Origin of the sequence: Herbiconiux liangxiaofengii (genome assembly GCF_041927335.1) — a bacterium.
Lineage (GTDB): Bacteria > Actinomycetota > Actinomycetes > Actinomycetales > Microbacteriaceae > Herbiconiux > Herbiconiux liangxiaofengii.
Genome location: NZ_JBHFHD010000006.1, coordinates 206,682 through 230,533 on the forward strand (window position 1 = coordinate 206,682; position 23,852 = coordinate 230,533).

Consider the following 23,852-nt stretch of genomic DNA (forward strand, 5'->3'; position numbering starts at 1 on the left):
CTGAGAGACTGGGCGCATGTCTCAGTACGGCGCGCCGAACCACACCATCATCCACATCAGCGACACCCACTTCCTCGCCGATGAGAAGCCGCTGTACGGCGCCGTCGACACGGATGCCACCCTCACGCAGGCCCTGCGCCAGCTGGAGGCCTCGGGCATCCGTCCGGAGCTGCTGGTGTTCACGGGCGACATCGCCGACCTGGGTGAAGAAGACGCCTACCGGCGCATCCGGGGCATCGTGGAGCCGGCGGCCGAGCGCATGGGGGCGAAGGTGCTCTGGGTCATGGGCAACCATGACGACCGGAGCCGCATGCGCACCGAGCTGCTCGACGAGCAGGCCGCCACCGAGCCCGTGGTCGCGAGCATCCGGCTGGGCGGGTTGCGGGTCGTCGCGCTCGATTCGAGTGTTCCGGGGTATCACCACGGCGAGCTGTCGGCGGATCAGCTCGACTGGTTGCGAGACGAACTGGCGACGCCCGCATCCGAGGGCACCATCGTGGCGTTGCACCACCCGCCGATCCCCACCACCATTCCGCTCATGCCCATCCTCGAGCTCCAGCGGCAAGACGAGCTCGCCGCGGTCATCCAGGGCTCGGATGTGCGGGCGGTGCTGGGCGGCCACCTGCACTACTCCACCACCAGCATGTTCGCGGGTGTACCCGTCTCGGTGGCGGCGGCCACCTGCTACACGATGGACATGGCGGCTCCGCGGAACTCGCTCGTGGGTAAGAGCGGCGGCCAGTCGTTCTCGATCGTGCAGGTCTACGACGACCGGATCGTGCACTCCATCGTCCCGATCGGTGACTTCCCGGTCGTGTCGGGCTTCGACAGCGAGTTCATCGACCGCCTCGACGCGCTGCCGGCACCCGAGCGCCTCGAGGCCTTCTCCCGTCACGTTCAGCCGCTCGCCTGATCCGTGGATGACTTCCGCGCCGGCGATCGCCGTGCGGCGTTCGCCGTACCTGCGTTCGCTGTGCCGGCCAGACCCGGCCGCCACCGCCGATGAGAAGGCTTGCGCATGCGTTCCTGGGTTCGGAGGCCGCACCGGCCGGCTCACCTGACCCTGCCGAGCGGCGGGCGCGGGTTCGGTGGGAGGTGCGGCGCGGCTGGGGGCCGGCCACCTCGGGGCGAGGCATGCTGAAGGAGTGGAATTCGAGGCGGCGCGCGCGAGGTACCTGGAGTACCTGAGGCTCGAGCGCGGGTACTCCGACCACACGGTGCGGGCGTACGGGGCCGACCTCGCCGATCTGCGGGAGTTCGCCGCGGGGCGGGGCGTGAGCGACGTCGCGTCACTCGACCTGGAGGTGTACCGGGACTGGCTCTGGGCGGCCTCGCAGCGGGAGCTCGCCAAGTCGACGCTGGCCAGGCGGGCTGCCACGGCGAAGACGTTCTCCGCGTGGCTCCGCCGTGCGGGCGTCATCGAGATCGATGCCGCCGCGCGGCTGCGGGCGCCGAAACCCGATCGATCCTTGCCGCGCGTGCTGAGTGACGGATCGATTACCGCCGTGCTGGAGGGGTTGCAGTCCCGCACCGCTGAGGGCGACCCGGTGGCCCTGCGGGACCTCGCTCTGATCGAGCTGCTCTACGCGTCGGCTCTTCGCGTGTCCGAGGTGGTGGGCGTCGACATCGACGACCTCGACCTGGACCGGAGGACCGTACGGGTTCTGGGTAAGGGCGCCAAGGAGCGCATCGTCCCGTTCGGCCGCCCCGCCCACACCGCCATCGTCGACTACCTGTCGCGGGGGCGGTTGCCGCTGCTGGAACGCGCGGCGGCCCGGACGACTCCGGCACGCAGTCGCGGCGCCCTCTTCCTCGGCGCGCGCGGTGGCCGCCTCGGTACCCGCTCGGTGTACGAGCTCGTGGCGGGACTGTTGCAGAGTGTGCCGGGCAGTGGTCCGGCCGGGCCTCACGCCCTGCGTCACACCGCGGCCACCCACCTGCTCGACGGTGGCGCCGACCTGCGCGCGGTGCAGGAACTGCTCGGGCACGCGAGCCTCGGCACCACGCAGATCTACACCCACGTCACGGTCGAACGCCTCCGTGCCTCGTACCAGGCGGCCCACCCCCGCGCCTGACACGCCACTCCCTGGGTGGGCGGCGTCGCGCCGGCGGGGCCGGCGAGGGCCAGGTCGGATTCGCGCACGCGTCGCGGCCGCCGAGCCGTAGGGCGCGCCGGCGGCCGCCTGGAGTGCGTCAGCCCCCGGGGCCAGCCAGGGCGCGGCAGAGGGCTTCGCACACGCGTCGCGGCCGCCGACCCTGTGGGTGGGTCAAAGGCCGCCTGGAGTGCGTCAGACGTCGCCATTCAGGCACGGGAGGCGCGGGAGGCGCGGTAGTGGGTCCGGGAGGTGCCGCGAAGCGGGTGGGAGCCCCCGGAAGGTGCGGGATGCGCGGTGGCGGGATGCGCGGTGGGGGATGCGCGGAGGCCGGTTCGGGAGGTGCCGCGAAGCGGGTGGGAGCCCCCGGAACGCGCGGGATGCGCGGTGGCGGGATGCGCCGCGGCAGGCGACGCTGGGCGCTCGGTGCAGGGTCACCGGGAGCAGCACGGCGCGCGGGATCGCAGCCAGGAAGAGCAGGGGGTTGAGGTAGTCGTCGCCGAGCCGCGCCCCGAGGTGCAGGCAGGCGTCGCCGCAGTGGCCGCCGGTCGCGACCTCTCCCACGAGCTGGCCGCGCGCGACCGCTGCGCCCACGGCGACGGATGCGTGCACCGGCTCGAGCGTCGAACGGACCCCTCCGGCGTGCTGCACCACGATCAGCGGCCGGTCGACCACCGTGCCCGCGAAGGTCACCGTGCCCGCGTCGACGGCGACGACAGCGGCACCCGGAGCCGCCGCCAGGTCGATGCCCCGATGCCCCGCCTCGTACCGCGTGGGCGGCGCCCGGAACGGCGCCGTCACCCGATGGGGCGGAGCGACCGGCCACTCCCACGACCCGGACACCGGTCCAGCCGCCATCCGCCCGCCCGCCGCCGCCCCCGGGACGACCCCCGGGGCGACACCCGAACCCGGCTCTGAGCAAGAGGCCGCGGCGACGTCGCCGCATCCGATCGTCAGGCTCACCGCCAACACGACCACGACCACGCCCTTCACGCCCGCTGAAATCATGCGCCAACCCTGCCCCCGCCCGACCCCGTCAGGGCCACCTTCGGCACCGATGTGCACAAATCGTGCCAGGATCGAAAGTGTGGGGGAGAGGTCAAAGGCGACCCGCCCCGCCGACACGATCACCGACACGAAACGCCACGCGCACCACGCCTCACCGGCACAAAGGAGTCGTCATGACTGCGAATGAATCAGACACCGCCACCCAGAGTCGCCTCCGCCGCAAGGTGATCGCCCTCTCCGTCGCCGCCGCCCTCGGCGGGTTCCTCTTCGGGTTCGACTCCTCGGTGATCAACGGGGCCGTCAAGGCCATCGACGAGGACTTCGCGCTCGGCGACCTGCCGCTGCTCTCCGGCTTCGTGGTGGCGTGCGCCCTGCTCGGCTGCGCGATCGGCGCGTACTTCGCGGGCCGCATCGCCGACCGCATCGGCCGCATCCCCGTGATGCTCATCGGCGCGGGTCTGTTCCTCATCTCCTCGATCGGGTCGGGCTTCGCCTTCGCGGTCTGGGATCTCATCCTGTGGCGGGTCATCGGTGGTCTGGGCATCGGCATCGCCAGCGTGATCGCACCGGCCTACATCGCGGAGATCGCCCCGAAGGCCGTGCGCGGCGCCCTCGCCAGCCTCCAGCAGCTCGCCATCACGCTCGGCATCTTCGCCGCCCTGCTCTCCGACACCCTCCTGCAGGGCGCCGCCGGTGGGGCCAACGAGCCGCTCTGGTTCGGGCAGGATGCGTGGCGCTGGATGTTCATCGTCTGCGCCGTCCCCGCCATCGTCTACGGGCTGCTCGCCTGGCGGCTGCCGGAATCGCCGCGTTATTTGGTGGGCAAGGACCGTCGCGACGACGCCCGAGCGGTCCTCGCCAGCGTCACCCCGGCCTCCGAGGTCGACCCCGCCCTCGAGGACATCGAGCGCTCCCTCCGCGAGGACAAGGAGAACGCCCGCACGGCGAGCCTGCGCGGCAAGCTCTTCGGCCTGCTCCCGGTGGTCTGGGTGGGCATCCTGCTGTCGATGTTCCAGCAGCTCGTGGGCATCAACGTGATCTTCTACTACTCCACCAGCCTGTGGAGCTCGGTGGGCTTCGACACCACCAACTCCGGCACGAGCTTCACCATCTCGGTGGTCACCAGCGTCATCAACGTGCTCGTCACCTTCGTGGCCATCTTCTTCGTCGACAAGATCGGCCGCCGCCCGCTGCTGCTCACCGGTTCGGCCGGCATGGTGGTCTCGCTAGGCCTGATGGCGGTGGCGTTCTCCCAGTCGGTGCTCGTCGACGGTGCCCCGCAGCTGCCCGGTGCCTGGGGGCCGCTCGCCCTGGTGGGGGCGAACCTGTTCGTCATCTTCTTCGGCGCCACCTGGGGCCCGATCGTCTGGGTGCTGCTCGGCGAGATCTTCCCCAACCGCATCCGCGGCAAGGCGCTCGGTGTGGCAGCCGCCGCGCAGTGGCTCACCAACTTCGCCATCACCGAGACCTTCCCGGCGCTGTCGAGCTTCTCGCTCGCCTTCACCTACGGCCTCTACACGTTCTTCGCCCTGCTGTCGTTCGTGTTCGTGTTCTTCGCCGTCCCGGAGACCAAGGGCCGCTCGCTCGAGAGCATGGACGACCTCAAAGTCGAGCGCGGCAGGAGCAAGACGGCCTCCACCCCGGCCTCGCGCCGCTGAATGGTATGATTCTCGGAGCACCCCGCATGTCGGGGTGACTACGCGTGCCCACCAGGCGTCACGCATCCGATCGGTCTCCGTCGCCAGCTGCGAAGCTGCGAGTCGGGGTGCGGATGCGCGCCGGGCACCAGGATTCGCGGCCACCGTCGCGAAGAGAAACCGAGAATGGCGCTCCCGGCTGCTGAGGCGGTCGCGTGCGCTGAGAACAGGAGTACGGCAATGGCCGTCGTCACCATCCGCCAGCTGCTCGACAGCGGCGTTCACTTCGGGCACCAGACCCGCCGTTGGAACCCGAAGATGAAGCGCTTCATCTTCACCGAGCGTTCCGGCATCTACATCATCGACCTGCAGCAGTCGCTGGGCTACATCGACAAGGCTTACGACTTCGTCAAGGAGACGGTCGCCCACGGTGGCACCATCCTCTTCGTCGGCACCAAGAAGCAGGCTCAGGAGTCCATCGCCGAGCAGGCGACCCGCGTGGGCCAGCCCTACGTGAACCAGCGCTGGCTCGGTGGCCTCCTCACGAACTTCCAGACGGTCTCCAAGCGCCTCGCGCGGATGAAGGAGCTCGAGGAGCTGGACTTCGAAGACACCGCGAAGTCGGGCTTCACCAAGAAAGAGCTCCTCATCAAGAAGCGCGAGCTCGACAAGCTGCACAAGTCGCTCGGCGGCATCCGCAACCTGTCGAAGACCCCCTCGGCGCTCTGGGTGGTCGACACCAAGAAGGAGCACCTCGCGATCGACGAGGCCAAGAAGCTCGGCATCCCCGTCATCGGCATCCTCGACACCAACTGCGACCCCGACGAGGTCCAGTACCCGATCCCGGGCAACGACGACGCCATCCGCTCCGTCGCCCTGCTGACCCGCATCGTGGCCGACGCCGCCGCCGAGGGCCTCATCCAGCGTCACCAGAAGCCCGAGGAGGGCGACGCTCCGGCCGAGCCCCTCGCCGAGTGGGAGCGCGAGCTGCTGCAGGCGTCGGAGACCCCGCAGGCCGAAGACGAGAAGATCGAGGCCGTCGACGGCGAGATCTCCGGTGAGGTGAACACGGAGGCCGTGGCCGAGGTCATCGCCGCCGAGGTTCCCGTCGAGGAGAACGACGCCGACGCTCAGGCCGAGGCCGACCTCGCCGCCATCACCGACGAGTCGCTCGTCGTCGAGCACCACGTCGAGTCCGACGCCGAGACCGAGGCGAAGATCGAGGCCGAGGCCACCGACGCCGAGAAGCGCCCCGCAGCCGAGTAGTCGAAACCGTCACGAACGGCGGGCCGGTCACGAACCGGCCCGCCACATCTCTCAAGGAGTCTGAAACACATGGCAACAATCAGCCTGGCTGATGTCAAGGCGCTGCGCGAGCAGCTCGGCACCGGAATGGTCGACACCAAGAACGCTCTGGTCGAGGCCGACGGCGACATGGAGAAGGCCGTCGAGATCCTGCGTCTCAAGGGTGCGAAGGGCAACGCGAAGCGTGCCGACCGCTCCACGAGCGAGGGCCTCGTGGCCGCAACCCAGGGCGACGGCGCCGCGACGATGATCGAGCTCGCCTGCGAGACCGACTTCGTGGCCAAGGGCGACAAGTTCATCGCCCTCGCCGACAAGGTGCTCGCCGCGAGCGCCGCCGCCGGTGCGTCGACCGTCGAGGAGGCCCTCGCGGCCCCCGCCGACGGCAAGACGGTCGCCGACGTCATCAACGACGAGGCTGCGATCCTCGGCGAGAAGATCGAGCTCCGTCGCATCGCGCGACTCGAGGGCGAGAACTTCGAGATCTACCTGCACAAGACGAGCAAAGACCTGCCCCCGCAGGTCGGTGTCGTCGTGGCCTACACGGGCTCCGACGCCGAGACCGCTCGCTCCATCGCGCAGCACATCTCGTTCGCCGACCCGCAGTACCTCTCCCGCGACGACGTGCCCGTCGAGGCCGTCGAGAAGGAGCGCGCGATCGTCACCGAGATCTCGAAGAACGAGGGCAAGCCCGAGGCAGCTCTGCCCAAGATCGTCGAGGGTCGCGTGCAGGCCTTCTTCAAGCAGGTCGCCCTGCTCGAGCAGGACTACGCGAAGGACAACAAACTCTCGGTCTCCAAGGTGCTCGCTGAGGCGGGTCTCCAGGTGACCGGCTTCGCCCGCTTCAAGGTCGGCGCGTAACACATTCCGAGAAGGGCTCGGGCCGAGAGGTCCGGGCCCTTTTCCCTGCCCGGGCCGTGTTCGAGGTTCCGGGCACGATAGCCTGAGCAGGGGCATGACGAGAGGATGCATCACGCATGAGCGAGCCGGAATCCACGCGCAGGGTACTACTCAAACTTTCCGGTGAAGCGTTCGGCGGGGGCTCCCTCGGGGTGAACCCCGACGTCGTCTCCGGCCTCGCCCGCGAGATCGCCGAGGCGGCCCGCGAGGTCGAGGTGGCGATCGTGGTGGGCGGCGGCAACTTCTTCCGCGGCGCCGAGCTCTCCACCCGCGGCATGGACCGCGGTCGCGCCGACTACATGGGCATGCTGGGCACCGTGATGAATGCCCTCGCCCTGCAGGACTTCCTCGAGCAGGCCGGTGCGGAGACGCGCGTGCAGTCGGCCATCTCGATGACCCAGGTGGCCGAGCCCTACATCCCGCGCCGCGCCATCCGGCACCTCGAGAAGGGCCGCGTCGTCATCTTCGGCGCCGGTGCGGGCCTGCCCTACTTCTCCACCGACACGGTCTCGGCGCAGCGGGCGCTGGAGATCCACGCCGACGAGGTGCTCGTGGCCAAGAACGGGGTCGACGGCGTGTACTCGGCCGATCCGCGCATCGATCCGGATGCGGTGAAGCTCGACACCCTCACCTACAGCGACGCCCTCGTGAAGGGCCTCAAGGTGGTCGACTCCACCGCGTTCAGTCTCTGCATGGACAACGGGATGCCGATGCACGTGTTCGGCATGGAGCCGGCCGGCAACGTGGCCAAGGCCATCCGGGGCGAGCGCATCGGCACGCTGGTCGCCACGGAGCACTAGTTCCGCACTGACTACACTTGACAGCACAGATCCACTGAAGGAGCCCCCGTGATCACGGATGTACTGGCAGATGCCACCGAGCGAATGACCAAGGCCGTCGAGGTCACGAAGGACGACTTCTCGAGCGTTCGCACGGGTCGGGCGAACCCCGCGCTGTTCCAGAAGATCCTCGTGTCGTACTACGGAACGCCGACGCCGCTCGAGCAGCTGGCGTCGCTGCAGAACCAGGAGGCGCGCACCCTCCTCGTCACCCCCTACGACAAGAGCGCCCTGCGCGACATCGAGCAGGCCATCCGCGACGTGCCGAACCTCGGTGCGCAGCCCAACAACGACGGCACGATCATCCGTGTCACCCTGCCCGACCTCACCGAGGAGCGCCGCAAGGAGTACGTGAAGATCGTGCGCACCAAGGCCGAAGACGGCAAGGTGGCCATCCGCAACATCCGTCGCAAGGCGAAGGACGACCTCGACGCGCTGAAGAGCGAGGTCGGTGACGACGAGGTGTCGCGCGGCGAGAAGGAGCTCGAGCAGGTCACGAAGCGCTACGTCGACGCCATCGATGACGCGCTGAAGCGCAAGGAAGCCGAGCTCCTCGAGGTCTGACCTCCCGGCGACCATGAGCCACGAACCCCGCCCCAGTCGGCCCCCGCGAGTTCGCCGTACCCGCGCTCTGACGCGCGCCGAGGTGCAGTCTCAGGTGCGTGCTCGCAAGGAGCAGTTCGACGAGGCGAACGAGAAACTCACCGCGCGCTCCGGGCGCAACCTGGTCTCCGCCATCCTGATCGGGGTGGTGCTGGCGGGCGTGATGATCGTGAGCCTCGTGCTCATCAAAGAGCTGTACCTGGTGTTCGCCGTGGTGCTGGTCACCTTCGGCACTCTCGAGCTCGCGACCGCGCTGCGGGTGGCGAAACTGCACGTGGCGCGCATCCCGACGGTCGTCGCCGGCGTGGCGCTGGTGCCCGCCGCCTACTACTGGGGCGCGACGGGGCAGTGGCTGGTGGCGCTCGGCGGCATGCTGCTGGTGACCCTGTGGCGGGTGGCCGAGGTGGCGGTGCTGAAGCCGAGACCGGATGCGCGTGGCCTGTTGCGAGACCTCGGTGCGGGCATCTTCGTACAGGTCTACGTCTCGTTCCTGGCGAGCATCTCGGTGCTGCTGCTGGCGCAGGAGGGCGGTCAGTGGTGGGTGCTGTCGTTCATCGTGGTGGTGGTGCTGGTCGACGTGGGGGCGTACGCCAGCGGACTGAATTTCGGCAAGCATCCGATGGCCCCCACCATCAGTCCCAAGAAGACGTGGGAGGGCCTGGCGGGTGCCGTGCTCGCCGCACTCACGGGTGGCGTGCTGCTGGCCATCTTCGTGCTCGGCCAGCCCTGGTGGTTCGGCCTGCTGTTCGGCGCGGTGATCGCCTTCACCGCTACGGTGGGCGACCTGTCGGAGTCGCTCCTGAAGCGCGACATCGGCGTGAAAGACATGAGTTCGTGGCTGCCGGGCCACGGCGGGTTCCTCGATCGGCTCGACTCGATTCTGCCGTCCGCGGCCGCGGCCTACGTGCTCTGGGTGGTCTTCGGCTCGTGATCAGGTCGAAGTTCGGCACAATAGAGGCGTGAGCGCACTCTTTCCCCGCACCCGCAGTTCGAGCCTCGGCTACGACACCGACGAGGTCGACGACTTCCTCGCCCGTGCCCGCGTGGCCTACGACGAGCGCGACGGAGACACCGGCGAGTACGCGCTCACCAGCGAGATGGTGCGCCAGACGGCCTTCGGAATGCAGAAGGGCGGCTACGACGCGCGTGCGGTCGACGCCGCTCTCGAGCGGCTGGAGGACGCCTTCGCCCTGCGCGAGCGTGATCGGGCCTACCGTCAGCGCGGGGACGAGGCCTGGTTCGCCGACGCCCGCCGTCGGGCGGGCGAGATCCTCGCCCGCCTGGAGCGGCCGGACGGCCAGAAGTTCAGCCCCGCCGGCTTCCTGCGCCAGGGATACAACCGCAAAGACGTCGACGCCTTCGCCGACGCGCTGGTGGAGTACTTCCGTGCCGGCGACGACGTGACGGTGTCGGATGTGCGCACCGTCGTGTTCCGTCCGCGCCGGGGTGGTTACAGCGAGGCGCAGGTCGACGCGGTGCTCGATGCCGTGGTCGACGTGATGCTGGCCGTGCGCTGATTCATGCGTATCGGTGCCCAGCCGCGCTGAAATCCGGCGCTCGACGGTGATTCCGGGCGCACATATTTCAATCGCGTAAAGAATGCTCGTCCGACCCCGCACCGGCTAGGGCGACGGGTGTCGCGTGCTGTTAGCTATGTGACACAGCACAAGCGGGTGGCCCGCGCACCGTCGCGCCTGCCCGCCTTCGAATCAGGAAGAGGTAATGCGAGACATGACGCCCGCATCCACATTCACCCGGCGCACGCTCACGCTGGTCGCCGGCGGAGCCGCCTTCGCGCTCGTCCTCACCGGCTGCGCCGGTTCGGGCGGAGACGACACGTCCAGCTCGGCCGACGCCATCATCGTGGGCACCACCGACAAGGTCACCACGCTCGACCCGGCCGGCTCCTACGACAACGGCTCGTTCGCCGTGATGAACCAGGTCTTCCCGTTCCTGCTCAACACCCCGTACGGCAGCCCCGACGTCGAGCCCGACATCGCCGAGAGCGCCGAGTTCACCGCTCCCACGGAGTACACGGTGAAGCTCAAGGAGGGCCTGACCTTCGCGAACGGCAACGCGCTCACCTCGTCGGACGTGAAGTTCTCGTTCGACCGCATGGTGGCCATCGCCGACCCCAACGGCCCCTCGTCGCTGCTCTACAACCTCGACTCGGTCGCGGCCCCCGACGACACCACGGTGGTGTTCACGCTGAAGAGCCCCGACGACCAGGTGTTCCCGCAGATCCTGTCGAGCCCCGCCGGCCCGATCGTCGACGAGGACGTGTTCTCGGCCGATGCCGTGACGCCCGACGCCGACATCGTCTCGGGCAAGGCCTTCGCCGGTCAGTACTCGATCGACAGCTACGACTTCAACAACCTCATCTCCTACGTGCCGTTCGACGGCTACAAGGGTGTCCTCCCGGCAGCGGAGTCGGCCGTCCAGGCCAAGTACTACGCCGACTCGTCGAACCTCAAGCTCGACGTGCAGGAGGGCAACATCGACGTGGCGTTCCGCAGCCTCTCGGCCACCGACGTCGAAGACCTCTCCACCAACGACAAGGTGAAGGTCTGGGACGGCCCGGGTGGCGAGATCCGCTACATCACGTTCAACTTCAACACCCAGCCGTTCGGCGCCACCACCGCCGAGGCCGACCCGGCCAAGGCCACCGCGGTGCGCCAGGCCGTGGCCGACCTGATCGACCGCGACGAGATCGCCGACCAGGTCTACAAGGGCACCTACACCCCGCTGTACTCCTTCGTGCCCGCGGGCCTCACCGGTGCCACCGAGGTGCTCAAGGAGACCTACGGCGACGGCAACGGCGGTCCCGACGCCGACAAGGCGAAGGCCACGCTCGCTGCGGCCGGTGTCACCGGTCCGGTGGAGCTGAACCTGCAGTACAGCCCCGACCACTACGGCCCCTCCTCGGGCGACGAGTACGCCCTCATCAAGGACCAGCTCGAGTCGTCGGGCCTGTTCACGGTGAACCTGCAGTCGACCGAGTGGGTGCAGTACGCGAAGGACCGCACGGCCGACCTGTACCCGGCGTACCAGCTGGGCTGGTTCCCCGACTACTCCGACGCCGACAACTACCTCACGCCGTTCTTCCTGACCGACAACTTCCTCGGCAACCACTACGACAACCCGGAGGTGAACGACCTGATCCTCAAGCAGGCGTCCACCCCCGACGCCGCCGAGCGTCAGTCGATCATCGAGGAGATCCAGGCCAAGGAAGCGGTCGACCTGTCGACCGTGCCCTACCTGCAGGGTGCCCAGGTGGCCGTCGCCGGCACGTCGGTCGAGGGCGTGACCCTCGATGCGTCGTTCAAGTTCCGCTACGCGCCCCTCACCAAGGGCTGATCCAGAACACGCGAACCAGGGGCTAGGGTCTTCCTAGCCCCGAGCGCGGGGGCGACCGGTTCTCACCGGTCGCCCCTCGTGCGCCACCGGCTCCGACTGATAGGCGATGATGACGACAAGTCTGCTTCCGACCGACGCTCCGTCGGTGGTCGCTCCGAAACCCAAGAGCGCCGGGGGAGGGCTGGGGCGGTATCTGATCATCCGCTTCCTGCTGATCTTCCCGACCATCTTCATCCTGGTCACGCTCGTGTTCCTGCTGATGCGCACGATCGGCGATCCGATCACCGCGGCGCAGGGCGGGCGGCTCACGGCCGAGCAGCTGCAGGAGCGCATCCACGCCGCCGGGTACGACCGGCCCGTGCTGGTGCAGTACTTCGAGTACCTCGGCCAGGTGTTCACCGGCAACTTCGGCAACACCCTCTCCGACAACCGGCCCGTCACCGAGGTGCTGCTCACCTACGGCGGCGCCACCCTCGAGCTCGCGTTCTACGCGCTCATCGTGGCCTTCATCGTCGGCATCCCGCTCGGCATGCTCGCGGCCTCGTTCCGCGACAGGCTGCCGGATGCCGTGCTGCGCATCTTCGCCATCCTCTGCTACGCCACGCCCGTGTTCTTCGCGGGTCTGCTGCTCAAGCTCGTGTTCTCGGTCTGGCTGCAGTGGTTGCCGGTGGCCGGCCGCGCCTCGACGCGCACCGAGCTGTCGATGCAGACCCTGCCCAACAGGACCGGCATCTATCTCATCGACGCCATCTCCCTCGGCAGCCCCGCCGCCATCGGCGACGTGCTCTCGCACGCGGTGCTGCCCGGCATCGCCCTCGGGCTCCTCACGGCGGGCGTGTTCCTCAGGCTCGTGCGCACCAACGTCATCGGCACCCTCGGCACCGACTACGTGGATGCGGCCCGCTCACGAGGCGTCAGCGAGTTCCGCCTCGTGCGCAAGCACGCCTACAAGCCCGCCCTCATCCCCATCATCACGGTGATCGGCCTGCAGATCGCGCTCCTGCTCGGCGGTGCCGTGCTGACCGAGACCACCTTCGAGTGGAAGGGTCTCGGCTTCCAGCTCGCGGCCTATCTCGCCGCCCGTGACTTCGTGGCGGTGCAGGGCATCGTGGCCCTGCTCGCCGTGATCGTGGCCGTGACGAACTTCATCGTCGACGTGATCGCCGCCCTGATCGACCCGCGAGTGAGGTACTGATCATGACCAGCGACGTCATCGCATCCGTTCCCCCCGTGAAGAACAGCCTGCTCGGCCGGCTGCCCGTCGTGAAGCAGCTGCGCCAGAGCGTGGGCCTGCAGCGCGGGATGCTCGTGGCCGGCCTCGTGATCAGCGGCATCTTCGTGCTCGTGGCGATCTTCGCGCCGCTGATCGCGCCCTACGGCTTCTCGCAGCTGCGCGACGACTCCGGTTCCTTCGGTGCCCAGCAGCCGCCGAGCGCGGCCCACATCATGGGCACCACGGTCGGCGGCTACGACGTGTTCTCACGGGTGATCTGGGGCGCGCAGACCGCGGTGCTGGTGATCGTGCTCGCCGTGGTGTTCTCGATCGTGGCCGGCATCGTGCTCGGCCTCGTGTCGGGCTACATCGGCGGCTGGCTCGACCGTGTGCTCGTGGTGATCGGCGACGCCGTCTACGCGTTCCCGTCGCTGCTGCTGGCGATCGTGCTGTCGATCGTGATCTCGGGTGGGCAGTCGAGCCTGTGGGGCGGCATCCTCGCGGCGGCACTGTCGATCACCGTGGTGTTCATCCCGCAGTACTACCGGGTCATCCGCGCGGAGACCATCCGCATCAAGGCGGAGCCGTACGTGGAATCGGCCAAGATGCTGGGCGCGTCGACGCCGCGCATCATGTTCCGGCACGTGCTGCGCAACGCCACCCGCACGCTGCCCATCATCTTCACGCTGAACGCCTCAGAGGCGGTGCTGACCCTCGCCGGGCTCGGCTTCCTGGGTTTCGGCATCGAGCCGTCGGCTGCGGCGGAGTGGGGTTACGACCTGAACAAGGCACTCTCCGACGTCACCAGCGGCATCTGGTGGACCGCGCTCTACCCCGGGCTCGCGATCGTGCTCACCGTGCTCGGCATCACGCTCGTGGGTGAGAGCCTGAACGACCTCGCCGATCCTCGACTGCGCGGCCGCAAACGCGTCAAGGCCAAGGCGGGCGCCGTGTCGCTCACCTCGGTCGACCAGACCCTGCCCTCCGACGTCGACATCCGCGAGGAGAACGCATGACCCGCACCACCGTTCCGGCCGTCCCGTCGGGCCACACCGACGACGCCGTCGTCGAGATCGACCGTCTCGGCATCTCCTTCGCCACCGACGCCGGCGCCGTCAAGGCCGTCGACGACGTGAGCCTTCGGGTGGGCAAGGGCGAGATCGTCGCGATCGTGGGGGAGAGCGGCAGCGGGAAGACCGTCACCGCCAAGACGATCCTCGGGCTGCTGCCCGAGACCGCCACCGTGAACGGTGCCGTGCTGCTGAGCAACCGAGCCGGAACCGGGCGCTCCGACGTGGTGGCGCTGTCGAAGAAGGAGCTGCGTTCGGTGCGCGGGGTCGATGTGGCGATGGTGTTCCAGGAGCCCTCGACCGCGCTGAACCCGGTGTACACGGTGGGCTGGCAGATCGCCGAGGGCCTCCGCGCCCACGGCCGGCTCTCCCGGGCCGAGGCGAAGGCGCAGGCCGTCGACATCCTGCGGAAGGTGGGCATCCCCGACCCCGAGACGCGGGTGGACTACTACCCGCACCAGTTCTCGGGCGGCCAGAAGCAGCGTGTGGTGATCGCGGCGGCCCTGGTGATGAACCCCGGGTTGATCGTGGCCGACGAGCCGACGACCGCGCTCGACGTGACGGTGCAGGCCGAGATCCTCGATCTGCTGCGACGCCTCCGCGACGAGTTCGGCACGGCCATCGTGCTGATCACGCACAACATGGGCGTGGTGGCCGATCTCGCCGATCGCGTGGTGGTGATGTACCAGGGCCGCGTGGTCGAGGAGGCCGACGCCCAGACGCTCTTCTCCTCGCCTCAGAACGATTACACCAAGACGCTGCTCGCCTCGGTGCCGCGCATCGGCCAGGGGCGCGCCCACACCGTCAGTCGCGCCGAGCTGCGAGCGGGGGAGCAGGCCGACCGCGCGTCGGCCGGGCGGGTCGAGAACCCGGTCGTGGAGGCGCGGGGTCTCGAGATCGAGTACCCCGGGCGGCTCGGGCGCAAGGGCTTCCGGGCGGTCGACGGCGTCTCGTTCTCGATCGCGCAGGGCGAAGTGCTCGGTCTCGTCGGTGAGAGCGGGTCGGGCAAGACCACCATCGGCCGCGCCATCGGCGGCCTCACCCGGGCCACCGGCGGCTCCTTGAAGGTGCTCGACTTCGAGATGGTGGGCTTCTCGGAGCGCCGCTTCAAGCCGCTCCGCGCCGACATCGGCTTCGTCTTCCAAGACCCCGCGGCGAGCTTCAACCCGCTGCTCACCATCGCGGATGCGGTGGCCGAGCCCCTGGTCATCCACGGCCGGGCGAAGAATCCGTCCACCGCGCGAGCCAGGGTCGACGAACTGCTCGAGGCGGTTCAGCTGCCCAAGAGCTACGGCGACCGGTTCCCGCACGAGCTCAGCGGCGGCCAGCGGCAGCGAGCCAGCCTCGCGCGCGCCCTGGCGCTGGAGCCCAAGCTGCTGATCGCCGACGAGCCCACCTCGGCTCTCGACGTCTCGGTGCAGGCCCGTGTGCTCGAGCTGTTCGCCGAACTGCAGCGGGAGTTCGGCTTCGCCGCGCTGTTCATCAGCCACGACCTGGCGGTGGTCGACCTGCTGGCCGATCGCATCGCCGTGCTCTACCACGGGCACCTCGTGGAGGAAGGCACGGGAGCCGAGGTTCTCGACGACCCGCAGCACGAATACACGCGTCGGCTGATCGCCTCCCTTCCCGTGCCCGACCCGGCCGAACAGGCCGAACGACGCGCGGTGCTGGCCGCACTTCAGCAGAAGGCTGTGAACGAGTCGAGGTAATGGGCTAAAATCGGTCGAATCGTGGCAAAGCACTCATCGAACGACGCCCGCCCGACCGCATCCCGGTCTCGTGGCAGCTCGAGGCGAACCACGAACCGGGGCCGGCTGGCCCTCCAGGTGGTCGGTCTCGCGGCTGTCACCGCCTGTGCCTTCGTGACGGTCGTGGCCCCCAATGTCGGAGCGTCGTCGGTTCCCCCGTCGTTCGCCGGCACGTTCGACCAGGGCTCCGTGGGCGTGCAGAACCTCGAGGTGAACGCCGCTGCAGCCGCCTCCGTCACGCGCGACGGGTACTCCGTCAAGGAGGCCCCGAAGCCGGTCGTGGTGCTGGTTCCGGCTGCGGTCACCACCGAGAAGGAGTCGAGCTCCTCCTCTGACAGCGGCTGCCCCGACCCCGACGCCGCGGTCGCAGATCCGGCCACGGCGCAAGCCGTCGCCCTCGACCTGGCCGCCGCGCGCGGCTGGACCGGTGCGCAGTACGATGCCCTCATCGCTCTGTGGAGCCGCGAATCCGGATGGCGCGTCAACGCGCTCAACGCCTCCAGCTGCGCCTACGGCATCCCGCAGGCGCTGCCCGGCTCGAAGATGGCCTCGGCCGGCGCCGACTGGCTCACCAACCCCGCCACGCAGATCACCTGGGGCCTGAACTACATCCAGGGCCGCTACGGCGACCCGATCGCGGCCCTCGCCCATTCCGACGCCAACCACTGGTACTGATGCCCATGTCGACTCGAGCCCTCTCCGGAAAAACCGTCGTGCGCGGCAGCGTCAAGGTGCTCGCCTTCGGTGTCGCCGCTTCGTTCATGATGCTGTTCGCCGTGAACGCCCACTCGGCCGAGGCCGCACCCACCGGCACCTTCGCGCCCGAGGTGAGCACCGCATCCGGAACAGCGCAGTCGCTCACCGCAGGCGGCGCGGCCACGGCGATCGCCCGCGACGGCTACACCGTCACCGACCCGCCCGCCCCGGAGCCCGTTCCCGTGCCGGCCGCCGTCGCCGCCCCCGCGGCGGAGAGCCCCGCCAAGGAGTCGGACTCGGCAGCCCCGGCAGCCCCGGCCGACTGCTCGGCCAACACGGTTCCGACCCCGGGCCCGCCGGAGGCCGGCTCGCTGCAGGACATCGCCTACCAGGCCGTTCTCGGCTACGGCTGGGGCGAGCAGAACTACTACTACCTGCTGGCGCTGTGGAACCGCGAGTCGGGCTGGAACCCGACGGCGAGCAACCCCTCCGGGGCCTACGGCATCCCGCAGGCTCTCCCCGGCTCGAAGATGGGGCCGGGCTGGGAGTCCGACCCGAACGTGCAGATCGACTGGGGCCTGCGGTACATCGCCGGCACCTACGGCACACCCTGCGAGGCATGGGCCTCGTCGGAGAACCGCGGCTGGTACTGATCCACGCGCGGGTACTGATCCACGCGAGGTGCGCTCGCTAGGCTGAGCGCATGCGACCAGAGATCATCGGCGTGATCTGCCTGATCATCGTCGTGGGGGTCTCGGCGCTGTCGCCCAAGTTGCGGCTGGCGACACCGATCCTGCTCGTGGTGATCGGCCTCGGCATCTCGGTCATCCCCGGGGTACCTCCCGTGCACGTGCCCTCGGAGTGGGTGCTGGCCGGGGTGCTCCCGCCGCTGCTGTACTCCTCGGCGATCAACCTTCCGCTGGTCGACTTCCGCAAGAACCTCGGCTCCATCTCGGTGCTCTCGGTGCTGCTGGTGATCGCCAGCGCAGTCATCACCGGCTTCCTGCTGTTCATGATCCTGCCCGATCTCAATCTCGCCGGGGCCATCGCCCTGGGTGCCGTGATCAGCCCGACGGATGCCGTGGCCGCCACCTCGATCGGCAAGAAGCTCGGCCTGCCGCCGCGCCTGATCGCGGTGCTGGAGGGCGAGAGCCTGGTGAACGACGCGAGCGCCCTCGTGCTGCTGCGCACCGCCACCGCCGCCTCGGCCGGAACCATCGCCCTCGGCGGGTTCGGTGGTGTGGCCACCGACTTCGCCTACTCGTCGATCCTGGCGGTGGGGGTGGGGCTCGTGGTGGGCTTCCTCACGGTGTACGCGCGGTCGCGGCTGCGTGACTCGGTACTCACCACCGCGGTGTCGTTCGTCATCCCGTTCCTGGCCTACATCCCCGCCGAGGCCATCGGCGCCTCGGGCGTGCTGAGCGTGGTGGTGGCGGGGCTGTACACCGGGCACATGGGGGCCAGGCACTTCACCGCCTCGATCCGCATCAGCGAGCGGCTGAACTGGCGCACCATCCAGTTCCTGCTGGAGAACGGCGTGTTCCTGCTGATGGGGCTGGAACTCAAGGACATCTTCCTCGACGCCATCGGCGACGACCCGCAGTCGCAGAACCTCAACGCCTGGGAGGCGGTGCTGCTCGGCGTTGGGGCCGCGTTCGTGCTGTTCGTGGTGCGCTTCGCCTTCGTGGGGCCGCTGCTGGCGTACCAGCGCGCCCGGGCGCACCGGCGCGACCCGAACGGCCAGGAGGCGGGCGAAGCCACGGGCTGGCGGGGCGGCCTGGTGCTCAGCTGGGCCGGGATGCGCGGGGTGGTCACGGTGGCCGCCGCGCAGTCGCTGCCGGAGGCGACCGCCTACCGGAGCCAGCTCATCCTGATCGCCTTCACCGTGTCGATCGTCACCCTCGTGCTCCAGGGGGGCACCCTTCCCTGGATCATCCGGCTGACGAAGCTGCGCGGCGTCGACGAGGCCGCCGACCACGCCGAGTTCGCCACGCTGGTCGACGAGCTGCGCGCCGCCGGGTTGCAGGTGCTCGAGGCGCCCGAGCTGAGTCTTCCGGATGGCACCCAGGTCGACGAGGGGGTGGTCGAGCGCGTGCGCAGCGACGCCGACCTGCGCAGCGAGTCGGCCTGGGAACGGGCGCACGCGGCCGCGGTGCAGGGCGAGGCTGCCGAGATCGCGCCGCACCAGCAGTACCGGGCGCTGCGCCTGGAGGTGCTGCGGGCTGAGCGCGAGGCCCTGCTCGACGCGCGCGGGCGAGGCGAGTACGCCTCACGCATCCTCGTGCGCGCGCAGCTGATGCTCGACCAGGAGGAGTCGCGGCTGCAGCAGAGCGACGGCAGCGAGGGGCACTGAGGGCTCAGGCCTTCGTAGACTGTCAGGCATGCCCCGCAGCAATCGCCCCCGTCGTCGCGCGGGCGGAGACGACCCCGACGAGCCGGGCCTGGAGCGACTGCTCGCCGGCTGGAAGCGCACCGAGGTGCGACGCGGCGTGAGCTGGAACGTGCAGCCGGTCTCGGCGCTGTCGGCCGTGAAGGAGTACTCCTGCCCCGGCTGCTCGGTGCCCATCGCCCCCGGGCTCGCCCACCTGGTGACCTGGCGCGCCGACGGCGTGATGGGCGACGTGAGCGATCTGGCCGCCCGCCGGCACTGGCACATCCACTGCTGGAAGATCGGAGCCTGACCCTGTGACCGTGCACGACATCCGCTCGTCGACCGAGCTCCCGGCCCGCCGGGAGGACATCGAGCTGCACACCGCCGACGGGCTGACCCTCGTGGGAGAGCTGGCCACGCCGCTCTCGGGCGACCCGGTGGCCACCCTGGTGACACTGCATCCGCTGCCCACCCACGGCGGGTTCATGGACTCGCACATCCTGCGCAAGGCCGCCAACCGGCTGCCGGCGCTGGCCGACCTGGCGGTGCTGCGGTTCAACCTGCGCGGCGTGAGCTCGCCGCGCGGCACGAGCGAGGGCGCCTTCGACGAGGGCGAGGGCGAACGGCACGACGTGGCGGCCGCGATGCGGTTCGTCCAGGAGCAGGGGCTGCCGCATCCGTGGCTCGTGGGCTGGTCGTTCGGTACGGAGCTGGCGCTGCGCTACGGGGCGCAGTACCCGATCGACGGCGCCATCCTGCTGTCGCCGCCGCTGCACCGGGCCTCGCCGGCCGAGGTGGCCGCCTGGGAGGGCAACGGCAAGCGCCTGGTGGCCGTGGTGCCCGAGCTCGACGACTACCTGCGGCCCGCCGAGGCCCGCGAGAAGTTCGCGAGCGTGCCGAGCATCGAGCTCGTGGCGGTGGAGGGCGGCAAGCACCTCTGGGTGGGGGAGCAGCAGACCCGCCGCGTTCTCGACGAGATCGTGGCACATGTGAACGCCGCGGCCTACCCGCTGCCGACCACCTACGAGACGTAGGCCGGCACGACGGAGGTCAGCGCTCGTTCTGGATGGGGATGATGACCTGCTTGATGATGAGCAGGATGCTCGCGGCGATCGGGATGGCCACCAGGGCGCCGAGCACCCCGAGCAGCGTGCCGCCCGCGAGGGCCGCGATGACCACGATCGAACCCGGCACCGACACCGCGCGGTTCATGATCTTCGGGCTCAGCAGGTAGGCCTCGACCTGCATGTAGACGATGTAGTAGATACCGGCCACGAGGGCCGTGAGCGGTGAGCCGAGCCCCGGGATGAGGCAGACCAGCACGATGACGGCCGACCCCGAGATGGTGCCGACCAGGGGGATCAGCGAGAGCATTCCCGCCAGGAACGCGAGCACCGCCGAGAACGGCGCCTGGATGATCGACAGGAAGATGAAGCTCAGCACGCCGTTGATCAGCGCGAGCGAGATCTGCCCCACCACGTAGCGGCCCACGGCGCCGGTGACCTGCTCGCTCAGATCGGCGAACCGCTCGCGCTTGGAGGCGGGCACCAGGCGGTAGGCCGCCCGCTTCATGTGGTTCAGCGACGCCGTGAAGTACAGGGTGAGGATGAGCACGATGATGGCGCCGAAGGCCCCGCTGGCGATCCCCACGCCCACCTGCAGCGCGCCACCGGCCAGGGCCGTCACGTTGCCGGCGTCCTTGAAGTACTCGACGATGGCGTTGTAGACCTCGTTCACGTCGACGAAGCCGCCGAGCTGCTCGGTGGCGTTGTCGCGCCACTGCTGGTCGAGCACGCTGTTGATGATGTTCGGGATGAGGTCGATCAGCTGCGAGATCTGGTCGACGATGATCGGCACCACGGCGAACACGAGGCCGGTGAAGACGCCCAGCACCATCACCAGCACGGTGAGGATCGCCAGCCACCGTGGCCAGTGCTTGCGCTCGAGCCACGACACGATCGGGTCGAGACCGAGCGCGATGAAGATGGCCACACCGATGTAGGTGAGAATCGTGGCCAGTGAGGTGACCGCCCCCAGGATGCCGATGCCGACGCCCACTCCGAGGGTCGCCACCAGTCCGAGAGTGAAGGCGTTCTGAATCTTCACAGGTGCTCCCTCGAAGGTGATGCCGGCGGCGTAGAGCAATCATATGGTCGCCTGAACGTGGCCTGTGCGCCGGGCCGCGGGGGATCGGCTATCTTTTAATGTCTTTGTCAGGAGTCTTCGTGCGCTTTATCTTCGCCATCTTCGCCTTCATCATCGCGACCGCGCTGATCGGTGTCGGCGTCGCGCAACGAACCGTGTTCCTGCCGCCGAACACCGTCTCCTCGACGGTCGCCGTCGACGAGTCCGAGCCCTACCTCATGATCGATTCGTCGGCGCTGCTGGCGCACGAGGGCCGGCAGACCCTCGCGCTCACCGGCAGCGACACCGTGTTCGCCGCCTACGGCCGCACCTCGGACGTCGAAGCCTGGCTCGACGGCTCGGCCTACACCGCCATCGGCTACGACTCGGATGCCGGTGAGCTCACCGCGAGCACCGTCGAGGCCAACCCGGATGCGGCCGACAACGTGGCGAGCGGCTCGGCGAACCCGGCCGGCAGCGACCTGTGGCTCGAGCAGTTCACCTCCGACGACGCGATGTACCGCCAGCTGAGCCTGCCGGCCGGCTACTCGGTGATCGTGGCCTCCGACGGCACACAGCCCGCACCGTCGCAGGTGCGCATCTCCTGGCCCATCCCGAACGCGACTCCCTGGGTCGGCCCGCTCCTGGTGGCCGGCGTGGTCTTCCTGTTCGCCGGCCTGGTGCTGCTCGTGCTTGGCCTGCTGCACATGCGCCGTTCGCAGCGCCCGCGCCGGAAGCCCCCGGCATTGCCCAAGGGCAAGCGGTTCTCGCCCTCGCGCACCAACGCCATCGAGTCGGGCGTCAAGCGCGGCCGACGCTCGATCGCACCGATGATCGCCGTGCCGGTGGCCTTCGCCAGCGTGCTCGCGCTCGGCGGCTGCTCGAGCGACTACTGGCCGCAGGCCGCACCGGCCACGGATGCCGTCACGGTCACCGCGACCCCCGACCCCTCGTCGACGCCGGCCCCGGATGCGCTCCCGACCGACGCGCCCGACGACGACAGCCCGGTTCCCGCCGTCACCGAGGCGCAGCTGGAGGGGATCGTCTCGACGATCTCGACCGTGGCCGCCGAGGCCGACGCCACCTCCAGCGCCGACGCCCTCACCAGCCGCTTCGACGGCCCGGCGCTCGACCTGCGCTCGGCCACCTACGCCATCCGGGCGGGCTACCCCGAGTACCCGGCCCCGCAGGCCATTCCCTCCGGCCCGCTCGAGGTCGTGCTGCCGCAGGCGAGCACCAGCTGGCCCAAGACGGTGTTCACCGTCGTGCAGGGCACCGACACCGCGGTGCCGCCGGTGGCGCTGATGCTCGTGCAGGACTCGCCCCGGGCGAACTACAAGGTGTACTACGAGATCACGCTCGAGCCCGACACGAGCCTCCCGCCCGTGGCGGCGGCCAGTGTCGGAACGACGCGGTTGGCACCGGAGACGAAGCTGCTCACCCTCACGCCCGACGAGCTGAAGACGGCTTACGCCGACATCCTGCTGAACGGCGACTCGAGCCAGTACGCCGCTCAGATCGACCCCGAAGGCGACACCCTGCGCAGTCAGGTCGGCGCGGAGTACAAGGCCAGCCAGAAGGCCGGACTGTCGGCGACGGCCTCGATGGAGTTCGCATCCGTCGCTGCCCCCGGCCAGAACATCGCCCTGGCCACCAGCGGTTCGGGAGGCCTGGTGGCGGTGAACCTGCGCGAGTCGCAGACCGTGAAGCCGATCGAGTCGGGCGCCACGGTGAGCCCCACGGGTGCCGTCAAGGCGCTCTCCGGGGTGACCGAGAGCTCCAAGGGCACCGAGGCCGTGTTCGACTACCAGCTGTTGTTCTTCATCCCGCCTTCGGGAGACACCGGAAAAGCCGAGCTCCTCGGATTCAGCCAGGGGCTCGTCCAAGCCAAGGAGTTGCCGTGAGCATGACCCCGCCCTCCGCCGCCAGCCTGCGCGGCGCCGTCGACCTGTCGTCGCTGGTGAACCGCCCGCAGCCGGGTGTCGCCGCGCCGTCGGCCGCCGCGCCGGGGTCGGGCGCCGGGGCATCGGCCGCCGGCGGTCTCGTGCAGGAGGGCACCGACGCGAACTTCACCCAGTTCATCGAGCTGTCGAACCAGGTTCCCGTCATCGTCGACCTCAAGGCCGACTGGGCCGAGGCCAGTGTGGAGCTCACCGCCCTGCTCACCCGAATCGTGGCCGAGTACGCCGGGCGCCTGGTGCTCGTGGGCGTCGACGCCCAGGCCAACCCGCAGCTGGCGCAGGCCTTCCAGGCGCAGTCGGTTCCCACCGTGGCGGCGCTCGTGGGCGGCCGGCCGGTGCAGCTGTTCCAGGGCTCCTACCCCGAGGAGGAGGTGCGCGCGGTGGTGGAGCAGGTGCTGCAGCTCGCCGCGCAGAACGGGGTCACCGGCACGATCGAGGTCGGCGATGCTCCGGATGCCTCGAAGGCCGAGCCCGTCGAGGAACCCCTGCCGCCGCATCACGCCGAGGCCTACGACGCCATCGCCCGCGGCGACTACGCCGAGGCCATCCGCGAGTACCAGACCGCGATCGCGCAGAACCCGCGCGACGCCCTGGCTGTGGCGGGCCTCGCCCAGGTGAAGCTCCTGGAGCGGCTGCAGGGCCGTTCGCTCGACGAGATCCGCTCGAACGCCGCCGCAGCCCCGGACGACCTCGAGGCGCAGCTGCTGGTGGCCGACCTCGACGTCTCCGGCGGCCACATCGACGACGCGTTCGACCGGCTCCTCACGCTCTTCCCGGCGCAGGACGCCGATGGCAAGAACACCGTGCGCACCCGAATGCTGGAGCTCTTCGAGGTCGTCGGCAACGACGACCCCCGGGTGGCGACGGCCCGCCGCCGCCTCACCATGCTCCTGTACTAGGCCGGTCTCCGGCCAGGGCGCCGGCTGGGCG

The 23,852-nt window shown here is 69.5% G+C and carries 22 protein-coding genes; 20 read left to right on the plus strand and 2 right to left on the minus strand.

The features are described 5' to 3' along the window. Positions 1 to 16: 16 nt before the first annotated feature. Positions 17 to 913, plus strand: coding sequence for a phosphodiesterase (locus ACEXOR_RS04775; RefSeq protein ID WP_374848244.1), 897 nt, complete (start codon positions 17 to 19; stop codon positions 911 to 913). Positions 914 to 1,145: 232 nt separating this feature from the next. Beyond that, on the plus strand, positions 1,146 to 2,075 hold the full coding sequence (locus ACEXOR_RS04780; protein ID WP_374848245.1) for a tyrosine recombinase XerC: 930 nt from the start codon (positions 1,146 to 1,148) through the stop codon (positions 2,073 to 2,075). A gap of 213 nt (positions 2,076 to 2,288) precedes the next feature. Here ACEXOR_RS04780 and ACEXOR_RS04785 read toward each other — a convergent pair whose 3' ends face one another. Beyond that, positions 2,289 to 3,101 (minus strand): peptidoglycan DD-metalloendopeptidase family protein, encoded by an 813-nt coding sequence (locus ACEXOR_RS04785; protein WP_374848246.1) that lies wholly within the window; start codon positions 3,099 to 3,101, stop codon positions 2,289 to 2,291. Between the two features lie 173 nt (positions 3,102 to 3,274). Between ACEXOR_RS04785 and ACEXOR_RS04790 the strand changes: the two genes are divergently transcribed. From ACEXOR_RS04790 to ACEXOR_RS04865, 16 genes are all read left to right on the plus strand, one after another. Then, positions 3,275 to 4,759, plus strand: a complete 1,485-nt coding sequence (locus ACEXOR_RS04790; protein WP_374848247.1) for a sugar porter family MFS transporter — start codon at positions 3,275 to 3,277, stop codon at positions 4,757 to 4,759. A gap of 219 nt (positions 4,760 to 4,978) precedes the next feature. After that, on the plus strand, positions 4,979 to 6,004 hold the full coding sequence (gene rpsB, locus ACEXOR_RS04795; RefSeq protein ID WP_374848249.1) for a 30S ribosomal protein S2: 1,026 nt from the start codon (positions 4,979 to 4,981) through the stop codon (positions 6,002 to 6,004). 69 nt (positions 6,005 to 6,073) lie between these two features. Beyond that, positions 6,074 to 6,901, plus strand: a complete 828-nt coding sequence (tsf, locus tag ACEXOR_RS04800; RefSeq protein WP_374848250.1) for a translation elongation factor Ts — start codon at positions 6,074 to 6,076, stop codon at positions 6,899 to 6,901. A gap of 116 nt (positions 6,902 to 7,017) precedes the next feature. Further along, the gene (gene pyrH, locus ACEXOR_RS04805) at positions 7,018 to 7,740 is read left to right on the plus strand and encodes a UMP kinase (protein ID WP_374848251.1); all 723 of its coding nucleotides are present in this window, start codon (positions 7,018 to 7,020) and stop codon (positions 7,738 to 7,740) included. Positions 7,741 to 7,788: 48 nt separating this feature from the next. Further along, complete coding sequence (gene frr, locus ACEXOR_RS04810) at positions 7,789 to 8,343, plus strand: ribosome recycling factor (RefSeq protein ID WP_374848252.1); 555 nt, start codon at positions 7,789 to 7,791, stop codon at positions 8,341 to 8,343. A 94-nt stretch (positions 8,344 to 8,437) separates the two neighbouring features. Beyond that, positions 8,438 to 9,313 carry a phosphatidate cytidylyltransferase gene (locus tag ACEXOR_RS04815; protein ID WP_374848253.1) on the plus strand — a complete coding sequence of 292 codons (876 nt, stop codon included), beginning with the start codon at positions 8,438 to 8,440 and terminating at the stop codon, positions 9,311 to 9,313. A 28-nt stretch (positions 9,314 to 9,341) separates the two neighbouring features. Beyond that, complete coding sequence (locus ACEXOR_RS04820) at positions 9,342 to 9,899, plus strand: DivIVA domain-containing protein (RefSeq protein WP_374848254.1); 558 nt, start codon at positions 9,342 to 9,344, stop codon at positions 9,897 to 9,899. A gap of 214 nt (positions 9,900 to 10,113) precedes the next feature. Beyond that, on the plus strand, positions 10,114 to 11,739 hold the full coding sequence (locus ACEXOR_RS04825) for an ABC transporter substrate-binding protein (protein ID WP_374848255.1): 1,626 nt from the start codon (positions 10,114 to 10,116) through the stop codon (positions 11,737 to 11,739). Between the two features lie 109 nt (positions 11,740 to 11,848). Next, positions 11,849 to 12,934, plus strand: a complete 1,086-nt coding sequence (locus tag ACEXOR_RS04830; RefSeq protein ID WP_374848436.1) for an ABC transporter permease — start codon at positions 11,849 to 11,851, stop codon at positions 12,932 to 12,934. 2 nt (positions 12,935 to 12,936) lie between these two features. After that, positions 12,937 to 13,968 (plus strand): ABC transporter permease, encoded by a 1,032-nt coding sequence (locus ACEXOR_RS04835; protein ID WP_374848256.1) that lies wholly within the window; start codon positions 12,937 to 12,939, stop codon positions 13,966 to 13,968. Then, positions 13,965 to 15,731 (plus strand): dipeptide ABC transporter ATP-binding protein, encoded by a 1,767-nt coding sequence (locus ACEXOR_RS04840; RefSeq protein WP_374848257.1) that lies wholly within the window; start codon positions 13,965 to 13,967, stop codon positions 15,729 to 15,731. Before ACEXOR_RS04835 ends, ACEXOR_RS04840 begins: the two co-directional genes overlap by 4 nt. Positions 15,732 to 15,752: 21 nt before the next feature. Continuing rightward, positions 15,753 to 16,445: an aggregation-promoting factor C-terminal-like domain-containing protein gene (locus ACEXOR_RS04845; protein ID WP_374848258.1), complete on the plus strand. Its 693-nt coding sequence runs from the start codon at positions 15,753 to 15,755 to the stop codon at positions 16,443 to 16,445. A gap of 5 nt (positions 16,446 to 16,450) precedes the next feature. Continuing rightward, positions 16,451 to 17,119: a lytic transglycosylase domain-containing protein gene (locus ACEXOR_RS04850; protein ID WP_374848259.1), complete on the plus strand. Its 669-nt coding sequence runs from the start codon at positions 16,451 to 16,453 to the stop codon at positions 17,117 to 17,119. A 50-nt stretch (positions 17,120 to 17,169) separates the two neighbouring features. Beyond that, positions 17,170 to 18,819, plus strand: coding sequence for a cation:proton antiporter (locus ACEXOR_RS04855; protein ID WP_374848260.1), 1,650 nt, complete (start codon positions 17,170 to 17,172; stop codon positions 18,817 to 18,819). Positions 18,820 to 18,847: 28 nt separating this feature from the next. Beyond that, on the plus strand, positions 18,848 to 19,147 hold the full coding sequence (locus ACEXOR_RS04860; RefSeq protein ID WP_374848261.1) for an Rv1322 family protein: 300 nt from the start codon (positions 18,848 to 18,850) through the stop codon (positions 19,145 to 19,147). Positions 19,148 to 19,151: 4 nt separating this feature from the next. Further along, positions 19,152 to 19,871 carry an alpha/beta hydrolase gene (locus tag ACEXOR_RS04865; protein ID WP_374848262.1) on the plus strand — a complete coding sequence of 240 codons (720 nt, stop codon included), beginning with the start codon at positions 19,152 to 19,154 and terminating at the stop codon, positions 19,869 to 19,871. Positions 19,872 to 19,887: 16 nt separating this feature from the next. Here ACEXOR_RS04865 and ACEXOR_RS04870 read toward each other — a convergent pair whose 3' ends face one another. Continuing rightward, positions 19,888 to 20,943 (minus strand): AI-2E family transporter, encoded by a 1,056-nt coding sequence (locus ACEXOR_RS04870; protein ID WP_374848263.1) that lies wholly within the window; start codon positions 20,941 to 20,943, stop codon positions 19,888 to 19,890. 119 nt (positions 20,944 to 21,062) lie between these two features. Between ACEXOR_RS04870 and ACEXOR_RS04875 the strand changes: the two genes are divergently transcribed. Both ACEXOR_RS04875 and ACEXOR_RS04880 read left to right on the plus strand, forming a co-directional pair. Continuing rightward, positions 21,063 to 22,865 carry a DUF8094 domain-containing protein gene (locus tag ACEXOR_RS04875; protein ID WP_374848264.1) on the plus strand — a complete coding sequence of 601 codons (1,803 nt, stop codon included), beginning with the start codon at positions 21,063 to 21,065 and terminating at the stop codon, positions 22,863 to 22,865. Continuing rightward, on the plus strand, positions 22,862 to 23,821 hold the full coding sequence (locus ACEXOR_RS04880; RefSeq protein WP_374848265.1) for a tetratricopeptide repeat protein: 960 nt from the start codon (positions 22,862 to 22,864) through the stop codon (positions 23,819 to 23,821). The genes ACEXOR_RS04875 and ACEXOR_RS04880 overlap by 4 nt, the downstream gene beginning before the upstream one ends. Positions 23,822 to 23,852: the final 31 nt, after the last annotated feature.

Bases quoted from the DNA above. Each gene is read 5' to 3' on its own strand.
- rpsB (WP_374848249.1), top strand. From the start codon at position 4,979: ATGGCCGTCGTCACCATCCGCCAGCTGCTCGACAGCGGCGTTCACTTC.
- ACEXOR_RS04825 (WP_374848255.1), top strand. From the start codon at position 10,114: ATGACGCCCGCATCCACATTCACCCGGCGCACGCTCACGCTGGTCGCC.
- ACEXOR_RS04830 (WP_374848436.1), top strand. From the start codon at position 11,849: ATGACGACAAGTCTGCTTCCGACCGACGCTCCGTCGGTGGTCGCTCCG.
- ACEXOR_RS04775 (WP_374848244.1), top strand. From the start codon at position 17: ATGTCTCAGTACGGCGCGCCGAACCACACCATCATCCACATCAGCGAC.
- ACEXOR_RS04785 (WP_374848246.1), bottom strand. From the start codon at position 3,101: ATGATTTCAGCGGGCGTGAAGGGCGTGGTCGTGGTCGTGTTGGCGGTG.
- ACEXOR_RS04850 (WP_374848259.1), top strand. From the start codon at position 16,451: ATGTCGACTCGAGCCCTCTCCGGAAAAACCGTCGTGCGCGGCAGCGTC.
- ACEXOR_RS04835 (WP_374848256.1), top strand. From the start codon at position 12,937: ATGACCAGCGACGTCATCGCATCCGTTCCCCCCGTGAAGAACAGCCTG.
- ACEXOR_RS04790 (WP_374848247.1), top strand. From the start codon at position 3,275: ATGACTGCGAATGAATCAGACACCGCCACCCAGAGTCGCCTCCGCCGC.
- tsf (WP_374848250.1), top strand. From the start codon at position 6,074: ATGGCAACAATCAGCCTGGCTGATGTCAAGGCGCTGCGCGAGCAGCTC.
- ACEXOR_RS04840 (WP_374848257.1), top strand. From the start codon at position 13,965: ATGACCCGCACCACCGTTCCGGCCGTCCCGTCGGGCCACACCGACGAC.
- pyrH (WP_374848251.1), top strand. From the start codon at position 7,018: ATGAGCGAGCCGGAATCCACGCGCAGGGTACTACTCAAACTTTCCGGT.
- ACEXOR_RS04855 (WP_374848260.1), top strand. From the start codon at position 17,170: ATGCGACCAGAGATCATCGGCGTGATCTGCCTGATCATCGTCGTGGGG.
- ACEXOR_RS04860 (WP_374848261.1), top strand. From the start codon at position 18,848: ATGCCCCGCAGCAATCGCCCCCGTCGTCGCGCGGGCGGAGACGACCCC.